General features: G+C 68.0%; 13 protein-coding genes. 10 read left to right on the top strand and 3 right to left on the bottom strand.

From position 1 onward, the window contains the following. Window positions 1-59: 59 nt before the first annotated feature. Genes VG566_RS14775 through VG566_RS14765 form a run of 3 tightly spaced genes read left to right on the top strand, consistent with a single transcriptional unit; the run spans window position 60 to window position 5614 of the window. The gene (locus tag VG566_RS14775) at window positions 60-1529 is read left to right on the top strand and encodes a DUF3375 domain-containing protein (RefSeq protein ID WP_049405561.1); all 1470 of its coding nucleotides are present in this window, start codon (window positions 60-62) and stop codon (window positions 1527-1529) included. After that, complete coding sequence (locus VG566_RS14770) at window positions 1516-2217, top strand: DUF4194 domain-containing protein (protein WP_005421303.1); 702 nt, start codon at window positions 1516-1518, stop codon at window positions 2215-2217. The genes VG566_RS14775 and VG566_RS14770 overlap by 14 nt, the downstream gene beginning before the upstream one ends. A 16-nt stretch (window positions 2218-2233) precedes the next feature. Beyond that, on the top strand, window positions 2234-5614 hold the full coding sequence (locus tag VG566_RS14765; protein ID WP_032960149.1) for an ATP-binding protein: 3381 nt from the start codon (window positions 2234-2236) through the stop codon (window positions 5612-5614). 154 nt (window positions 5615-5768) lie between these two features. Here VG566_RS14765 and VG566_RS14760 read toward each other — a convergent pair whose 3' ends face one another. Continuing rightward, window positions 5769-6548: a sulfite exporter TauE/SafE family protein gene (locus VG566_RS14760; protein ID WP_241884721.1), complete on the bottom strand. Its 780-nt coding sequence runs from the start codon at window positions 6546-6548 to the stop codon at window positions 5769-5771. A 102-nt stretch (window positions 6549-6650) separates the two neighbouring features. Here VG566_RS14760 and VG566_RS14755 point away from each other — a divergent pair, with 102 nt between their 5' ends. After that, window positions 6651-7043, top strand: coding sequence for a YchJ family protein (locus VG566_RS14755; protein ID WP_032960150.1), 393 nt, complete (start codon window positions 6651-6653; stop codon window positions 7041-7043). A gap of 3 nt (window positions 7044-7046) precedes the next feature. Here VG566_RS14755 and VG566_RS14750 read toward each other — a convergent pair whose 3' ends face one another. Next, a complete protein-coding gene (locus VG566_RS14750) occupies window positions 7047-8327 on the bottom strand; it encodes a GGDEF domain-containing protein (protein WP_049405563.1) in 1281 nt (426 codons plus the stop codon). Window positions 8328-8478: 151 nt separating this feature from the next. On the opposite strand from VG566_RS14750, the gene egtB reads away from it, so the two are divergent. The 6 genes from egtB (at window position 8479) to VG566_RS14720 (ending at window position 14419) form a co-directional block, all read left to right on the top strand. Beyond that, window positions 8479-9750 carry an ergothioneine biosynthesis protein EgtB gene (gene egtB / locus VG566_RS14745; protein ID WP_241884725.1) on the top strand — a complete coding sequence of 424 codons (1272 nt, stop codon included), beginning with the start codon at window positions 8479-8481 and terminating at the stop codon, window positions 9748-9750. After that, window positions 9747-10721 (top strand): L-histidine N(alpha)-methyltransferase, encoded by a 975-nt coding sequence (gene egtD, locus VG566_RS14740; RefSeq protein ID WP_241884722.1) that lies wholly within the window; start codon window positions 9747-9749, stop codon window positions 10719-10721. The genes egtB and egtD overlap by 4 nt, the downstream gene beginning before the upstream one ends. 84 nt (window positions 10722-10805) lie before the next feature. Next, a complete protein-coding gene (locus VG566_RS14735; protein ID WP_241884723.1) occupies window positions 10806-12053 on the top strand; it encodes a lytic murein transglycosylase in 1248 nt (415 codons plus the stop codon). Window positions 12054-12114: 61 nt separating this feature from the next. Next, complete coding sequence (locus VG566_RS14730) at window positions 12115-13005, top strand: D-hexose-6-phosphate mutarotase (protein ID WP_049405570.1); 891 nt, start codon at window positions 12115-12117, stop codon at window positions 13003-13005. Window positions 13006-13031: 26 nt separating this feature from the next. Beyond that, complete coding sequence (locus tag VG566_RS14725) at window positions 13032-13802, top strand: GYF domain-containing protein (RefSeq protein ID WP_241884724.1); 771 nt, start codon at window positions 13032-13034, stop codon at window positions 13800-13802. Window positions 13803-13873: 71 nt separating this feature from the next. Next, entirely contained in the window at window positions 13874-14419 is a 546-nt protein-coding gene (locus VG566_RS14720) for a DUF2628 domain-containing protein (RefSeq protein ID WP_014648914.1), read from the top strand. A gap of 23 nt (window positions 14420-14442) precedes the next feature. On the opposite strand, the gene VG566_RS14715 is transcribed toward VG566_RS14720, so the two are convergent. Beyond that, complete coding sequence (locus VG566_RS14715; protein ID WP_069118231.1) at window positions 14443-15630, bottom strand: benzoate/H(+) symporter BenE family transporter; 1188 nt, start codon at window positions 15628-15630, stop codon at window positions 14443-14445. Window positions 15631-16206: the final 576 nt, after the last annotated feature.

The raw sequence follows: 16206 nt of genomic DNA, 5'->3' as shown, positions 1-16206 counted from the left end.
CGCGCGGCCGCCGCGGGCGGCTGCTCGTCCCCGCCAGCCCTCATGACTCCTTTCGCTGCATGAAGCACCGCGAACGCATCTCCCGTTACCGCCATCTGCGCGAACAGCCCCAGTGGAAGCTGCTTGCCGCCGACCACGCCCCGGAAATCATCGGCCTGCTGCAGGGGCTGCTGATGGACGGCGAGCGCACGCTGCCGTCGTCGGTGCTCAACGAGCGCCTGCAGCGTGCGCTGGACCAGCTCAACGGCGACGAACTGTCGCGTGAGCTGCCGCGTACCGCGCAGGCCTACATCGCGCACTGGCTGGCCCAGGGCTGGCTGGAACGCCGCCTGCCCGAAGGCGCCGACCAGGAGCAGTACGAGCTGTCGACTGCGGCACTGCAGGCCATCCGCTTCGCCGATGGTCTTGAGCAGGCCCGCGTGGCCGCCACCGAAAGCCGCCTGGCGCTGGTCATCGAACAGCTCTCGCAGTTGGCCGCGCAGACCGAGTCCGACCCGGATGCACGCCTGTCAGCACTGCGCGACGAGCGCGACCGCATCGACGCCGAGATCGCCCGCGTCGGTGCCGGACGTGTGATCGCGCTGGATGGCAAGCGCGCGCTGGAGCGTGCGCGCCAGATCATCGGCCTGGCCGACGAGCTGACCGAGGATTTCCGTCGGGTGCGCGACGATTTCGAGCAGCTCAACCGCGACTTCCGCGAACGCATCATCGACGACGAGGGCGAGCGCGGCGATGTGCTGTCGCAGCTGTTCGAAGGCGTGGATGTGATCGGCGAGAGCGATGCCGGTCGCAGCTTCCAGGCCTTCTGGCGCCTGCTCAACGACGCCGAACAGAGCGCCCAGCTCGATGCCGCGCTGGAAGCGGTGCTGGCGCGTGGCTTCGCCCGCCGCCTGGACCGCAACGAACGCAACTTCCTGCGCGGCTTCACCAGCACCATGCTCGAGCGCGGTGGCCAGGTGCACGACGTGCTGCAGAACTTCGCGCGCAGCCTGCGTGGCTTCGTGCAGAGCCGTGGCTATCTGGAACAGCGCCGCCTCAACCAGCTGCTGAAGCAGGCGCAATCCGAAGCGCTGTCACTGCGTGACGAATTCCCCGCACAACGCGGCATCGGCCGCGACCTGCAGCTGACCACCAGCCGCCTGCGCTCGTGGTCGCAGTGGAAGCTGCACGATCCGCGCAGCGCCCAGGTCGATGGCAACGTCGAGTACAACGACGCCGCAGCCATCAGCCTGGAGAGCGTCGGTGATCTGGTCGCTTCGTCTGAAATCGACTTCCGCACCCTGCGCCGCGACCTGCACGACCTGCTCGATGCACAGCCGCGGCTCAGCATCGCCCAGGCACTGTCGCAGCGCGAAGCACCGCAGGGTCTTGGCAGCGTCATCGGCTACCTGTCGCTGGGCACGCGCTTCGGCAACGTGATCGCTGGTGAGCAGGAGCTTGCCGAATGGCGTGGTGGCGACGGCCAGGTCCGTCGCGCCCGCATCCCGCTGGTTTGGTTCACCCAGGAGAGACGCCATGAGCTGGCATGAAGATCCCATCGACGCACCGCAGGCCGACGTGGCGGAAGACGCCTACGAAGCCGAACCGGTGGCGGCCGTGGCGCAGCCCCGCCGTGGCAATGACGTGTATTACCTCGGCGACACCGGGCGCCTGCCGCTGGATGCACGCCGCGCGCTGTGCCAGCTGCTGATCGGCCCCAGCATCGACCAGCTGCGCCACGCCAAGCTGTGGCCGGCACTGATCCGCAGCGAGGCGGCCATCCGCTCCTCGCTGGCGGACCTGTTCCTGGAACTGGTGCTCGACCGTGACAGCGGCGTGGCCTTCACCCGCCAGGCCGACACCGAAGACGTGGATGCGCCGGTGTTGCTGCGCACCTCGCCGCTGACCTTCATCGACTCGGTGCTGCTGCTGTACCTGCGCCAGCAGCTGGCCGAGGCCGATGCGCGCGGCAACCGCGCGGTGGTCGCCGACGCCGAGATGGCCGAAGCGCTGGCCATCTACGAAAAGAACCTGTCCACCGACCGCGCCGGCTTCAATCGCCGCGTCGCTTCGGCGGTGCAGAAGATGAAGGACAACCACATCCTGACCCGCCTCAGCGGCCAGGAAGACCGCCACGAAGTCTCGCCGGCGCTGAAGCTGCTGTTCTCCGCCGAAGACGTATCCCAGCTTTCGGCGGTCTACCGCCAGCTGCGTGAAACCCCGGCCGCCGAGGCCTGAGAGACCCGACCATCGCATGGCTATCTCCAAGCACACTCCCGCCCTGTTCAACGAAGGCCTGCCGGACCCGCGCCTGCAGCAGTTCCGCATGCGTCGCCTGCAGGTACACAACTGGGGCACGTTCAACGGACTGACCGAAGTACCGATCGCCGAGCGTGGCTTCCTGTTCGTCGGCCGTTCCGGCTCGGGCAAGTCGACCCTGCTCGATGCCATGTCCGCGCTGCTGACGCCGCCGGCCATCGTCGATTTCAACGCCGCCGCGCGTGAAGCCGAGCGCAGTGGCCGCGACCGCAACCTGGTGTCCTACGTGCGTGGCGCGTGGGCCGACCAGCAGGACAGCGGCACCGGCGAAATCGCCACCCAGTACCTTCGCAAGGGCGCGACCTGGACTGCGCTGGTGCTGGAGTACCGCGCCGGCGATGGCCGCGTGGTCAGCCTGGTGCGCCTGCTGTGGATCTCCGGTAACGGAACCTCGGCCGGTGACGTGCGCAAGCACTACATGATCGCCGAGCGTCCGTTCGACATCGCGAAGGATCTTGGCGGCTTTGACCTGGACCTGCGCAAGCTCAAGCAGAAGCTGTCCGACCTGCACCACTTCGACACCTTCTCCGGCTACGCCGAGCGCTTCCGCGACCTGCTCGGCATCGACAACGAGATGGCGCTGCGCCTGCTGCACAAGACGCAGTCGGCGAAGAACCTGGGCGACCTCAACGTCTTCCTGCGCGACTTCATGCTCGACACGCCGAAGACCTTCGACGCCGCCGAGCGCCTGGTCAGCGACTTCGCCGAACTCGATGGCGCGCACCAGGCCGTGGTCACCGCCCGCCGCCAGGTGGAGACCCTGCTGCCGGCACGCGCCTACTACAACGACCTGAAGGAAATGCACCGCCGGCGCGGCGACGACGAAGCCCTCAAGCTCGGCGTCGACAGCTTCCGTGAAAGCCGCCGCCAGGCGCTGATCGAAGCGCGCCTGCGCGAGATGGACGTGCGTGACCGTGGCCTGCTCGGCGAAGAAGCCCAGCGCCGTGCCGCACTGGACAACCACACCGAGCGCCTGGCCGAGCTGGAACTGCAGCGCCGCCAGCAGGGCGGTGAGCGCATCGAGGAACTGGAGCGCGAGCAGGGCCGTGCCGAAGCCGAGCGCGACCGCCGCCAAGCCAAGCGCGAGCAGGCAAGCCTGGCCGCGCAGCAGCTGGGGGCTGAACTTCCGGACGACGCACACGGCTTCGCCGAGCTGGTCGAGCGTGCGCAGAACGAACTGCAGGACCGCCAGCGTGCCTCTTCGGCGCTGGACGATGCGATCAGCGATCGCCTGGGTGGCAAGCGCGATGACGAGCGCCGTTTCGGCGAAGTCCGTGCGGAACTCGAAGCGATGCAGCGCACGCCCTCCAACATCCCGGCGCCGATGCAGAAGCTGCGCGCGCGCCTGGCCGAGGAAACCGGCATTGCCGAGGCGGCGCTGCCGTTCGTCGGCGAGCTGATCCAGGTCCGCTCGGAAGAGCAGGGCTGGCAGGGTGCCATCGAGCGTGTGCTGGGTGGCTTCGCGCTGTCGCTGCTGGTCGATGACAAGCACTACAACGACGTCGCCGAGTGGGTGAATCGCACTCACCTGGGCATGCGCTTCACCTACTACCGTGTGCGCCGCAACGATGATGCGTTCGCGCGCGAGCCGTCGGCGAAGTCGCTGCTGCACAAGCTGGAGCTGCGCGAGCACGTATTCGAAAGCTGGCTGCGCCGTGAGCTCGGCAAGCGCTTCGACTACGAGTGCGTGGATGCCAAGCAGCTGCGCAACGTCGACCGCGGCATCACCCGCGAAGGCCAGGTCAAGCATCCCGGCGACCGCTTCGAGAAGGACGACCGCAGTGCGGTGGGCGACCGCCGTCGCTGGATCCTCGGCTTCAACAACCACGACAAGGTGGGCGCCTTCGAGCGCGAAGCCCAGGAACTGGCCAAGCGCATCGCCAGCTGCGAGACCGACATCGCGCGCCTGCGTGGGCAGCGTGACCGCGACAACGAACGTCGCCTGGCCTGCCACGAGCTGGTCAGCATCAGCTGGAACGAGATCGACATCGCCGCCCCGCAGCAGCGCCTGACCGATATCGAGGCCACCCTGCGCGACCTGCGCGAAGGCAATGCCGACCTGGCCAAGCTGGCCAAGCAGATCGACGCCGTGCGCGCCGACATCGAGCAGGCTCGCCGTACCTATGAAGACGTCCGCGTCGAGCGCGGGCAGCTGGTCAAGGAGCGCGATCGCCTCGACCGCGCGCGACAGCAGAGCCGTGCGCTGGTGTTGCCGAGCCTGGCCCAGGAGCAGGAAGCCGGCCTTGCCGAGCGCCTGCAGGAACAGGGCCCGCTCAGCCTGGAAACGCTGGAGGCGCACATGCGCCAGGTCAGCAACGCGCTGAACGAGCAGCTGTCGACCTCGCAGCAGGACCTCAACCGCATCGAGAACCAGCTGATCGGCTGCTTCCGTCGCTTCATCCAGCAGTGGCCGGAGGAATCGGGCGACTTCACCGTATCGGTGGCCTCGGCCGAGGATTTCCTTGCCCGCCTCGAGCGCCTGGAGCGCGACGGCCTGCCGCAGCACGAAGAGCGCTTCTTCGATCTGCTGCAGAACCAGAGCAAGAACAACCTGCTGGCCCTGCAGCGCCACAGCGCCGAGGCCCGCAAGTCGATTGGCCAGCGCCTGGACGAAGTGAACGCCAGCCTGGAGCAGGTGCCGTTCAACCGTGGCACGCTGCTGACCATCGAACTGAGCGACCGCCGCCTGCCGGAAGTCGGCGAGTTCCACCTGCAGCTGCGCGAGGTGCTGGCGCAGCAGCAGACCGAGCAGCGCGAGCTGGCCGAATCGCAGTTCACCGTGCTGCGCCAGCTGGTCAACCGCCTGGGTTCGCAGGAAGGCGAGGACAAGCGCTGGCGCGAGCTGGTGCTGGACGTACGCATGCACGTGGAGTTCATCGGCGTCGAGCTGGATGCGGAAACGCGCCAGCAGGTCGAGATCTACCGTAGTGGCGCGGGCAAGTCCGGTGGCCAGCGCCAGAAACTGGCCACCACCTGCCTGGCTGCGGCACTGCGCTACCAGCTCGGCGGCGCCGACAGCCAGCTGCCCAGCTACGCCGCCGTCGTGCTCGACGAAGCCTTCGACAAGGCCGACAACGAGTTCACCGCGCTGGCGATGAACATCTTCGACAACTTCGGTTTCCAGATGGTGGTCGCCACCCCGCTGAAGTCGGTGATGACGCTGGAGCCGTTCATCGGTGGCGCCTGCTTCGTCGAGATCAGCGGCCGCCACGACTCCGGCGTGCTGCTGATCGAGTACGACGAAGAAGGCAAGCGCCTGAAGCTGCCCGAGCGCAGCCGCCAGCAGGCCAACGAACCGGAAGAAGCCGAAGCCTGACCCGGTCGATTGAATGGGGATGCCGGCCAGCGGCCGGCACTACCCATGGGCGGGGTTCACGACCCGATCGGATGGGGATGCCGGCCAGCGGCCGGCATTACCCATGGGCAGCGTTCATGACCCGGTAGTGCCGGCCGCTGGCCGGCAACCGCATTTACGCACCGCGGAAGGTATCCCACGCCATCCGCGCGATCAGTACCACCACCAGCCCCACGAACAACTTGCGGATGAACGGCGTGCCGCCCTTCAACGCCAGGCGCGTGCCCACCACCGAGCCGATGATGTTGGCCGCCGCCATCGGCAGCGCGAACAGCCACAGGATGTTGCCGGTCGGTACGAAGAACGAGATTGCCGCCGCATTGGTCGCCAGGTTCACCACCTTCGACGCCGCTGACGCACGCAGGAAATCCAGGCCGAAGAAGCGCACGAACAGGAAGATCAGGAAGCTGCCGGTGCCCGGCCCGAAGAAGCCGTCGTAGAAGCCGATCGCCGCACCGATCGCCAGCGCGATCGCCAGTTCGCGGCGGCCGATCTCCTGCGGCCGGTGCAACGCGCCGAAGTCCTTCTTCCACAACGTGTAGGCCAGCATCGCGATCAGCAGCACCAGCACCAGTGGGCGCACCGCGTCCTTGGGCAGCAGGCTCACCGCGGTGGCCCCGGCGAAGGAGAAGATGAAGGCGGTACCGGCCGCGAACAGTACCGGCTTCCACGGGAAGCGCACGTTGCGCGCATAGCGCCAGGCGGCCGCACCGGTACCGAACATCGAACTGAACTTGTTGGTACCGAACAGCATCGCCGGCGTCTGCTGCGGCAGCACCGTGAACAGGCCGGGCAGCTGCACCAGGCCACCGCCACCGACAGCGGCATCCACAAGGCCGGCGATGAAGGCGATCACCACCAGCCACCACAACTCAGGGGGAACCAGTTCCAGCACGGCGATCAATCAAGGAGGGGGCGCGACAGCATACGCCTGTCCTGCTCCGGGCGACTGCGGCCCCGCGTGGATCAATCCCGGCAACCCGGCGACAATGCCGGCATGAGCCGAAAACCCGCCGATCCCTGCCCCTGTGGCCTTCCCGCCGACTATGCCGCCTGCTGTGGCCGTTTCCATGCCGGTGAAGCCGCGCCTGATGCAGAGCACCTGATGCGTTCGCGCTACAGCGCCTATGTGCGTGGCCTGGCTGACTACCTGCGCCAGTCCTGGCATCCGGACACGCGTCCGGCCGAGCTGTCGCTGGACGATGCCCCCGGCCAGCGCACCCATTGGCTGGGCCTGACCGTGCACGAGCACACCATCACTGGTGCTGACAGCGCCGAAGTCCGCTTCACCGCGCGCTACCGCATCGGCGGCGGCAGCGCGGTGAGGATGACCGAGCACAGCCGCTTCCAACGCATCGACGGCCGCTGGTACTACCTCGACGCGGTCTGAGCACTACGCGCCGTGCGCTGCCAGAACGCGCTGGCCGCCGTGCGCGCGCACCTGGTTGCGGCCCCCGTCCTTGGCCACATACAGGGCCTGGTCGGCGGCCTTGACCACGGCCATCGGCCGCGGATCCACGCAGCTGTCGGCCAGCCCGATGCTCACCGTCACCTGCACCACCTGGCCGCTGCCACCGCGTCCGCGCCGCTGGCGGCCGGCTTCGTCGTCACGGCTGCGGGTGCTGCGGTCGCGAAGCTGCATGCGGGTGTCCTCGATGCTCTGCCGCAATGCTTCCACGGCATCGACACAGGCTGCCGCCGGCCGGTCCAGGAACACCACCGCGAACTCCTCGCCGCCATAGCGGAACGCACGGCCACCGTCGCCCACCCGCGCCAGCCGCGACGCCACCAGGCGCAGCACATCGTCGCCGGTGTCGTGACCATGGGTGTCGTTGAATGACTTGAAGTGGTCAACGTCCACCATCGCGATGCTGTAGGTACCGCGTGCCCGCTGCAGGGTCTCGTTGAACGCCCGTCGCCCCGGCAGGCCGGTCAGCTCATCGCGGAAGGCCATGTGGAAGGATTCCTGCAGCATCGCGCCCAGCATCAGCAGCAGGGCGGCACTGCTCAGCGCCGGCAGCAGCACCGGCTGCAGGAAGATCCGCGGCAGCATCCACCACAGGCACAGCAGGGCCAGCAGCATTGCCGTGTGCAGTGGCCGCGGATGCCGCCACGCCTGCCAGCCCAATGCTGCGGTCGCCAGCAGGAACAGCAGCGCCGGCAACTGCGCCAACGCGTTCCAGTTGGCGGGAATCCAGGCCCAGTGACGGTTCGACAGCAGATCGTGCATCCCCTGCGGCTGCTGTGCCGCCAGCAGCAGGAAGATCATCAGCGCCGCGCCGCACACTACGCTGCGCAGCAGCAGGTCCTGGCGTCGGCGTCCGCGTTCCGGCCATAGTGCCAGTCCGGCGAACAGCAGCGGCACCCACGCCGAGATCGCGTGGAAGCGCAGCGGGGTCAGGGCGTCGACATGGCCGCTGCGCAGGTAGCCACCGACGTCCCGGTGCAGCAGGGCGAATACCACCGCCACCACCAGCAGCAGGCACAACGTGCGCATCTGGTGGTAGAGCAGGGCCAGGCCTGCACCGAGACAGGCCAGCAGCCAGGGCAGGATGCGCTGCGCCGGGCTGGCGACATCCTCGGTGCCCAGCGCCATCCACAGCACCAGGACGACCAGCACGGCGGGCAGCACGAACAGGTAATGCGCAGGCTGGCGGAGCGGATGCAGGGGCACGCGGTAAGTCCAGTGCGGTGACGATGCGGCCGCAACATTGCCGTTAGCGGCGTCCCCACGCGCTTCTTGAATGCGCGTGCCCGCTGTCATGTGAACGTGGTGATGTGGTGCCATGACGTTGCGCTCACCGTCCTGCGCCGATGCTTCCGGCATGGACAGCGTACCCACCGCCGTCGCTGCCCCGCAGCGCGATCTCGCCCGCCGCTTTGCACAGGTGCGGGCGCGCAGCCTGCAGCTGGCCGCGCCGCTCAGTGCCGAGGACGCCATGCTGCAGAGCATGGCCGACGCCAGTCCCAGCAAGTGGCACCTGGCCCATACCACCTGGTTTTTCGAACGCTTCGTGCTGGCCGGTTTCGCCACCACGCCCGCGCATGACCCGGCCTGGGACTATCTGTTCAACAGCTATTACAAGAGCATCGGCCCGGCGCATGCGCGGCCGCAACGCGGTCTGCTGTCGCGGCCCTCGCTGCAGCAGGTGCGCGACTACCGGCAACAGGTCGACATGCAGGTGCAGTCACGGCTGGCGGCCGGTGACCTCGACGCGCAGGCGCTGCACCATCTGCAGTTGGGGCTGCAGCACGAACAACAGCACCAGGAACTGTTGCTGACCGACATCAAGCATGCGTTCTGGTGCAATCCACTGCAGCCACCGTATCGCGAGGACCTGCGGCCCGGCGCCAGCACCGCCACGGCGCAGGGCTGGATCGAATCGCCCGAACGCATCGTCACCGTCGGTGCCGCGGCATGGCCCCGGCACGCCGCCTTCGCCTACGACAACGAATCGCCGCCACACCGTGTGCTGCTGCCCGCGCATGCCCTGGCCGAACGCCCCGTCAGCAATGCCGAGTACCGCATCTTCATCGAGGCGGGGGGCTACCGCGAGCCGCGCTGGTGGCTCAGCGAAGGCTGGGCGCTGCGTGAAGCCGAAGGCTGGCAGCACCCCCTGTACTGGGATGATGCCCTGCAGCGCGAGTACACCCTGGGTGGTTGGCGCGAGCTGGACCCGCACGCGCCTGTCTGCCACCTCAGTTACTACGAGGCCGATGCCTGCGCCCGCTGGGCCGGTGCGCGCCTGCCCAGCGAGTTCGAGTGGGAAGCGGCCGCCGCGTCGCAGCCCCTGCGCGGTCATTTCGCCGATGACGATCACCTGCACCCGCAGGCCGGGCAGGGCAGTGGGCTGCGGCAACTGTTCGGTGACGTCTGGGAGTGGACCGCCAGCGCCTATGGCGCCTACCCGGGCTTCCGTCCTTTTGACGGCAACCTCGGCGAATACAACGGCAAGTTCATGTGCGGGCAATGGGTGCTGCGCGGCGGCAGCTGTGCCACGCCCCGCGACCATGTGCGCGCCAGCTACCGCAATTTCTTCATGCCGCCGGCGCGCTGGCAGTTCTCCGGATTGCGCCTGGCCAGGGACCTCATATGAGCACGGTGCATGACGCGCTGCAGGCGCTGACCGACCTGACCCCCAGCCGCCAGCAGATCCTGGCCGATGCGCTGGCCGGTCTGTCTTGCGCATCGCGGCAGCTGCCTTCCAAGTACTTCTACGATGCCCGCGGCTCGCGTCTGTTTGAACAGATCACCCAGACCCGCGAGTACTACCCCACGCGCACCGAGCTGGCGCTGCTGGCCCGGGTGCTGCCCGATGTCGCGCGCGTGGTCGGCCCGCGCCTGCATGTGGTCGAGCTGGGCAGCGGCAGTGGCCGCAAGACCGCGTTGCTGCTGGCCGCGCTCCAGGATCCGGTGGCCTATACGCCGATCGAGATCTCGCGGGCCGCACTGCTGTCCAGCATCGACCACCTGGCGCCGGCGCTGCCCGAGGTCGAGATGCTGCCGGTCTGCGCGGACTTCACCCGCGCCGTCGCCGTGCCCATGCCCGAACGCGAACCCGCGCGACGGCTGCTGTTCTTCCCCGGTTCCACATTGGGCAATTTCGCCGAAGCGGAGGCCGTCGCCCTGCTGCGGGCGATGCGTCAGACGATGGGCCGCGACGGCCTGGCCCTGATCGGCATCGACCTGCACAAGGACACGGCGCTGATCGAAGCGGCCTACAACGATGCGCAGGGCGTCACTGCGGCATTCACCCTCAATCTGCTGGCCCGCCTCAACCGCGAGATCGGAAGCGATTTCGATCTCGATGGATTCCGCCACCGCGCCCGTTACAACACCGCGCGGCTGCGCATCGAAACCGACCTGGTCAGCCAGTGGCCGCAGGACGTCCACCTCGGTGGCCGCACCTTCCACTTTGCTGCCGGTGAACCCATCCGCGTCGAGTACAGCCACAAGTACACCGATGACAGCTTCGAGGCGCTGTTGCAGCAGGCGGGCCTGCAGGTCGCACAGCGTTGGGATGCCGAAAGTCCCGCCTATGGCCTGCGCCTGCTGCGCGTTGCCTAGGGGGGACGGCCAGCCGGTGGCCCTTCAGGTTCGGCCGCACTGCTGCCCCTAAGATGGCCGTGCAACGGCAACACGGAGGACGCCATGCCCATTCTGACCACGCTCGGCCTGGCGGCCGCCCTCGCCTCGACCCCGACGCTGCCTGCGGCCCCTGCCGCCAGCAACGATCCGGCGTTCAGCCGCTGCCTGGCGGCCCTGCAGGCCACCGCCGCAACCCAGGGCATCGGCGCCGACCGTTTCAACGAGATCACCACCGGGCTCACGCCGGACCCGAGCGTGCTCGGACTGCTGGACGCACAGCCGGAATTCACCACGCCGATCTGGGACTACCTGGCCGCGCTGGTCGACCGCCAGCGCGTCGATGATGGCCGCACCCTGCTGCAGCAACATCGCGATCTGCTCGATCGCGTCTCCGCGCAGTATGGCGTCGACCCGGCCACCATCGTCGCGGTCTGGGGGGTGGAGAGCGACTATGGCCGCGTCTTCGGCAAGCGCCCGCTGCTGCAGTCGCTGGCCACGCTGTCCTGCGCCGGCCGCCGCCAGGCCTTCTTCCGTGGCGAACTGCTGGCGCTGCTCAAGCTGATCGACCGCGGCGACCTGCAGGCCCAGGGGCTCACCGGTTCCTGGGCCGGCGCCTTCGGGCATACGCAGTTCATGCCCAGCACCTACGCACGTATCGCGGTCGATGGTGATGGCGATGGCCGCAGCGATCTGGTCGGCAGCATTCCCGACGCGCTGGCGTCCACCGCCAACTACCTCAAGCGTGCGGGTTGGCGCAGTGGCGAACCGTGGGGCATGGAGGTCCGTGTTCCCCCCGGTTTCAATGCCAGCCAGGCGGGCCGCACCCAACGTCGAGCCCTCGCCGATTGGCGCGTGCAGGGCGTGACCGCGCTGGATGGCAGCGCGCTGGTGCCGCCCAATCTGCCGGCCGACGCGCGCGCCGCCCTGCTGCTGCCGGCCGGCATCAAGGGCCCGGCGCTGCTGGTGTTCCGCAACTACGATGCGATCTACAGCTACAACGCCGCCGAAAGCTATGCACTGGCCATCGCCACGCTGGCCGACCAGCTGCGTGGCGGCACCGGCCTGGCCACCGCCTGGCCGACCGATGATCCCGGCATCGGCCGCGATGAACGCCGCCAGCTGCAGACCCTGCTGCTGGCCCGCGGCCACGACATCGGCAGCGCGGACGGCATGATCGGCACCGCCACGCGCCGCGCGATCCAGGCCGAGCAGCAGCGCCTGGGCTGGGCCAATGCGGATGGGCGCGCCGGCCAGCGCATCCTGCGCGCGTTGCAGCAGGAGGCAGCCGCAGGGACGCCTGCCACCCGCTAGACCTTGCCGATCACAGGCTGGCCGCGACATCATCGCCGCGGTCTTCAAGGAGCGTCATAGCATGCAGTCGAACCCGGACATCAGCACCGGCCTGTACCACGGGCTCGAGGCCTGGCAGATACGCACGCCCAGCGCCACCGCGGTCATCAGCGTGTTCGGCGGACAGCTGCTGTCGTTCATCCCGGAGGGGCAGCCGGACCTGCTGTGGCTGTCGCCGAAACGGGCCGGGCTGCCCACGCCGATCCGGGGTGGCGTTCCAGTGTGCTGGCCGTGGTTCGGTCGCCAGGGCCAGAGTGATGACGTGCCGGCACACGGCCTGGTACGCACCGCGCGCTGGGAGCTGCTGCAGGCCCGCCAGGACGATGACGGTGAACTGGAGCTGCAGCTGGCGCCCCTGTCGATTGCCGAGTGTGGCCTGCGCCTGCAGATGCAGCTGCGCATCGGTCGCCAGTTGCGCCAGCAGTTGACCACCGAGAACACCGGCCCGTCCCCGATGACCTTCACCCAGGCCCTGCACAGCTACTTCCGGGTGGGCGATGCCCGTCGTGTCGAGGTTGATGGCCTCGATGGCCTGCACTATCTGGACAAGTACGAGGATTACACGCAGCTGCGCCGGCAGCAGGGGCCCTGGTCGCTGCGTGACCCGCGCGATCCGGGGCGCAGCGACCGCATCTATACCGGTGCCGGTGGCCACTACGTGCTTCGCGATCCCGTCCTGCAGCGGCGGATCGAGATCCGCAGCGAAGGCAGCCAGACCCTGGTGGCGTGGAATCCGGGCGCGGAGGCGGCGGCGAAGATGGCCGATGTCGGCGACGGTTGGCACGATTACGTGTGCCTGGAAGTAGCCAATGCCGGGCCGGAGCAGATTGCCCTTGCACCCGGCGCGCGCCACCAGCTGGTGCAGGTACTGGCCAGTGAACCGCTGCAGGCCGTGGCGGGGTGTTCGGAGTAACCATGGGATCGACAGGAGTGGATGGCATGCAGGACGCACAGTGGTGGTACGCCAACAGCAAGCAGAGCGAAGGGCCGGTGGACCTGGCCGGGCTGCGCCGTCTGCAGCAGGACGGCACGGTAACCGCCCGTACGCTGATGTGGCGGGAAGGAATGGCATCGTGGCGGCCGCTGGCCGAGCTGGATCCCTCGGTGGCGCCGATGGATCCGACCCCGCCGTCGATTGAACCGGCGCAGGCCGTCAGCGCCAGCGGCGCATCGACCGCTGATCCGTCCGACCCCTATCGTGCGCCGGCAGCTTCGCCGGTGGCCGCGACCGCGCCGCAGCTGGAAGGCGACATCGCCTTGTACGCCGCCGTGGTCGGCGGCAACTTCCCGATCTATCGACAGCGCTGGCGGCTCGACCAGGGCATTGCCGACGGCAACGGCACCTGGCACTGGCCGGCGTTCCTGATCGGCGTGATCTGGATGGTGTACCGCAGGATGTACCGGCTGGCGGCGATCTGGGCCGGCGTGCTGGTGTTCTTCAGCATCGCCGAAGCGTTGCTGGGCGTTCCGGAAGGCGTGTCGACGGTCATCACCCTCGTCATCAACATCGCCGCTGCGGTGTATGCCAACCGCTGGTACCTCGCGCATTGCCAGCGTGAGATCGCCCGCGCGCGCGCGTTGGTGGGAGATGACGAGGCGCGCCTGCGCAGCGAGCTGGCCAGACGGGGTGACACCAATGCACTGGCAGCGGCGATGGTGGCCATCGCCGTCGTTGCGGTGATGCTGGTGGGGCAGGCGCTGGCAGGCTGAGGCCGGGAAGGCTTCAGATTCAGCGGTGGCTGCCGCTACCGCGGGATCGTCCTGGGCAAGGAATCGCCGACATGAATCATCTGGATACTCCGCCGGTTTCCCCGGCGGATGACAATCCCTATCTTGCGCCCGCCACAGAGGTGGACGACGCGCCCGCTCCGTCCGACGCGGACTACCTGAACCTCCTCGTCGGCCCCAACGCGGCGCTCTATCGCCAGCGCTGGCACCTGGGCAGCCCGGTGCCGAAGCCGCCGCGACCGTGGCACTGGCCCGCCTTCCTGGTGCCGACGTACTGGCTGCTGCACCGGAAGATGTACCTGGCAGCCATCCTCTTCGAGCTGGTCCTGATCGGCATCGCGCTGCTGGCGGCCCGCGCCAACCCGCTGCTCACGGTGGCGTTGCTGGCGGTGCCTCGGTTCGCCATCGCGGTGACCGCCAATACCCTGTACCTGCGCTACTGCACGCGACTGCTGGGCAAAGTGAAGGCTGCCCACGCCGGGCAGCACAACCGCATCCGTGCCGAACTGCAGCGTCGTGGCGGCACCAGCGTGTGGGCGGTGGTGATCGGCATGGCGGCCAACGCGGTGATCAATACCGTCGCCCGCATGGCGGCCTGATCATGCCGGCCTGATAGGGTTGCTCAGGCCGTTGTCCGTGCCCGCAACACCAGCAGGCACAGCGCACCGGCCAGCAGTCCCCAGAACGCCGAGCCGATCCCGGCCAGGGAAACTCCGGAGGCGGTAACAAGGAAGGTGACCAGCGCCGCCTCGCGGTCGCGCTCCACCGCCAATGCACTGGCCAGGCTGTTGCCGATGGTGCCGAACAGCGCGATACCGGCCACGCAGGCCACCAGCTCCCTGGGGAAGGCCGCGAACAGTGCGGCCACCGTGGCGCCGAACAGCCCGATGACAATGTAGAAGGCGCCGGCCGCCATCGCTGCGGTGTAGCGGCGCGCCGGATCCTCGTGCGCATCGCGGCCCATGCAGATGGCGGCGGTGATCGCCGCCAGGTTCAGTGCATACGCACCGAACGGCGCCAGCAGCGTATTGACTACACCGATCCAGCCGATCAACGGCGACACCGGGGCGTCGTAGCCGGACGCGCGCATCACCGCCACACCGGGAATGTTCTGCGAGGCCATGGTGACCACGAACAGGGGCAGGGCAATGCCGGCCACGGCGGTCCACGACAGCGAGGGCGTCACCCACTGCGGGATCGCCAGTTGCAGATGCACCTGCTGGGCGTGCAGCAGGCCACGGCTCGCGGCGACGGCGATGCCGACCAGCAATGTGGCGATCACCGCATAGCGCGGGAACAGCCGGCGCCCGGCCAGCCAGGTGGCGAACATTGCCAGCGCGAGCACCAGCTGGGTGTTCATGGCGACGAACACATCCAGCCCGAAGCGCAGCAGCACACCGGCCAGCATGCCGGCGGCCAGCGCCATCGGTACCCGTTGCATCAGTCGCGCGAAGACCCCCGAGAAACCCGCAAGCAGGCCCAGCACGGCGGCCAGCAGGAATGCGCCCGTGGCCTCGGAGAGCGAAGCACCGCCGGCACCCACCACCAGCATCGCTGCACCCGGGGTCGACCACGCTGTCACCACCGGCACCCGATAGCGCAGCGACAGGCCAATGCAGGTCACGCCCATGCCCAGCCCCAGCGCCCACATCCAGGAGGCGATCTGCGCCTGGTCGGCACCGACGGCCTGTGCCGCCTGGAACACGATCACGGCCGAGCTGGCGAAGCCCACCAGTACCGTAATGAAGCCAGCGACGATTGCCGGCATCGAAAGATCGCGCCACCACGCGCGCCGCACCTGCATGCTCATTGCCCTGTCTCCACTGTGCATCCCTGCATTGATAAGGGTTTCGGCGTTGACCGCGCAACGCGCGGGCAACGCCGCAGTGATCTTCGAGCGTACGTCATGCGTGATGGCGCGGTGCTTCTGTCATCACGCTGCAAAAAAGCCTTGACGAAATCCGCAGGATCTCTAGAATTCGCTCCCTTGCTGCAGCGCATCGCTTCCCCGGAAACGACACGCGAACAGCGACGCCACCACCGGCGAACGAGTTGATCGAACGAAGGTGTTGACGGACTCGAAAAGTCCGGCATAATAGGCGGCTCGCAGCGATGAAAGGCCCTCGGGCCCAACGACGAAGCAGCATCGGCAACAACGTCCACTCCGGTGAGACGGCCTTGAAAAAAGGTGTTGACGAAGCGGAAAAGCCGGCTATAATGGGCGGCTCGCTACGAAGGAAACTTCGCAGCACACGGGAACGGCGCTGAGGCCACTTCCCCGGATCTTTGAAAGTATGCGCAGGTATCTTGTGAAGGCGCCTGCAGGAAGGATGATTGTCCATCTTGCAGACGTTTGATCAAGCAACTATTAATTGTTTTAAAGCAA

The sequence above is a fragment of the Stenotrophomonas sp. CASM114 genome (assembly GCF_049384325.1).
In the GTDB taxonomy this organism is placed as follows: Bacteria; Pseudomonadota; Gammaproteobacteria; order Xanthomonadales; family Xanthomonadaceae; genus Stenotrophomonas; species Stenotrophomonas muris.
This window is presented reverse-complemented; position numbering and strand designations above follow the sequence as displayed.

Bases quoted from the DNA above. Each gene is read 5' to 3' on its own strand.
- VG566_RS14775 (WP_049405561.1), top strand. From the start codon at position 60: ATGAAGCACCGCGAACGCATCTCCCGTTACCGCCATCTGCGCGAACAG.
- VG566_RS14770 (WP_005421303.1), top strand. From the start codon at position 1,516: ATGAGCTGGCATGAAGATCCCATCGACGCACCGCAGGCCGACGTGGCG.
- VG566_RS14765 (WP_032960149.1), top strand. From the start codon at position 2,234: ATGGCTATCTCCAAGCACACTCCCGCCCTGTTCAACGAAGGCCTGCCG.
- VG566_RS14755 (WP_032960150.1), top strand. From the start codon at position 6,651: ATGAGCCGAAAACCCGCCGATCCCTGCCCCTGTGGCCTTCCCGCCGAC.
- egtB (WP_241884725.1), top strand. From the start codon at position 8,479: ATGGACAGCGTACCCACCGCCGTCGCTGCCCCGCAGCGCGATCTCGCC.
- egtD (WP_241884722.1), top strand. From the start codon at position 9,747: ATGAGCACGGTGCATGACGCGCTGCAGGCGCTGACCGACCTGACCCCC.
- VG566_RS14735 (WP_241884723.1), top strand. From the start codon at position 10,806: ATGCCCATTCTGACCACGCTCGGCCTGGCGGCCGCCCTCGCCTCGACC.
- VG566_RS14730 (WP_049405570.1), top strand. From the start codon at position 12,115: ATGCAGTCGAACCCGGACATCAGCACCGGCCTGTACCACGGGCTCGAG.
- VG566_RS14725 (WP_241884724.1), top strand. From the start codon at position 13,032: ATGCAGGACGCACAGTGGTGGTACGCCAACAGCAAGCAGAGCGAAGGG.
- VG566_RS14720 (WP_014648914.1), top strand. From the start codon at position 13,874: ATGAATCATCTGGATACTCCGCCGGTTTCCCCGGCGGATGACAATCCC.
- VG566_RS14715 (WP_069118231.1), bottom strand. From the start codon at position 15,630: ATGAGCATGCAGGTGCGGCGCGCGTGGTGGCGCGATCTTTCGATGCCG.